The organism is Nostoc sp. CCY0012 (assembly GCF_963920855.1).
Lineage (GTDB): Bacteria > Cyanobacteriota > Cyanobacteriia > Cyanobacteriales > Nostocaceae > Cyanocohniella.
The window spans coordinates 1-1,126 of the sequence record NZ_CAWUDM010000240.1 but is presented as its reverse complement, the minus strand read 5'-3'; the positions used below and the strand labels follow the sequence as shown (position 1 = coordinate 1,126).

Annotated in this window: 1 protein-coding gene; it reads left to right on the top strand. The window is 35.9% G+C overall.

The window, feature by feature from the left end:
* Positions 1-1,088 (top strand): hypothetical protein (locus ACM0OS_RS28930; RefSeq protein WP_414546613.1); only part of this gene is annotated, 1,088 nt, incomplete at its 5' end.
* Positions 1,089-1,126: the final 38 nt, after the last annotated feature.

Sequence of the window (1,126 nt, the reverse complement as noted above, 5' to 3'; positions counted from 1 at the left end):
ATCGAGATGATTGGATTTTTATTGTTGATTTGACGGTAGAACTAGGAAAAGAAAAAGGTCTGGTAGTCTTAGGCGTTTCCGAACAACTGCTAGTAGAAGAAGTTTTTCCATCAAAACGAGGATTGCAACATCAGGATGTTCAAATTCTAGGATTAGAAATCATGAGTTCAACGAAAGGAGAACTTATAGAACAAAAACTGACAGAAATTACTCAAAAATTTGGTTGTCCTAAACAAATAATTGCTGACCGTGGAAGTGACATTCAACGGGGGATTAAACTTTATCAACAGAATCATACTGATGTAATTTATACCTATGATGTAACTCATGCAATGGCTTTAATCCTGAAGCATGAATTAATAAGTTGCGAAAAATATCAGTCTTTTGTACAGCAGTGTAGTCAATGTCGAAAACAACTGCAACAAACTGAACTATCTTTCTTAGCTCCTCCTTCACAACGTTCACAGTGTCGTTACTTTAACGTAGAAAAACTTTTAGAGTGGGCTTTAAATCTGCTAAATTCACCCCTAGATATTTTAACCGATTTAGTACCAAATATTGAGCCAGAAATTCTCCTGACTAAGTTGAAACAGAAGTTGGGATGGTTAGCTTCTTATCAAGACTCACTCAGCAATTGGAAACAAATGGTTCAAATGACCCGCACCGTAGAAACTCAAATTAAACTTGAAGGTCTGAATCAAGAAAGCTTCAGTATTATTCAACAATATTTAACAGTGGAAGTAGATTTTCCACAAGGGTTTGCTCAGAAAATTCTTGGTTATTTGACTGGCGAGATTTCTCAGATGAAATCTGAGCAAACATTATTAGCAACTTCTGACGTTCTGGAATCACTTTTTGGTAAATACAAGCAGTTTTCTTCTCGTTCTCCTTTTAAACAAATAAGTCAAATATTTTTGAGTATTTGTTTATCAACCATGAATTTGACAACTACTCTTGTGAAAGAGGCATTAGAAACAGTCCGTTTTTTGGATGTTGAAGACTGGGCGGCTCAAGTTTTTGGCCAATCCATGCTCTCGAAAAGAAGAATTTTGTTTTCTGCCACAACTGACGACACAGAAACTGCATGAAAAATTTTGAGCATCTCTCCCACAAAATCAACACCCTA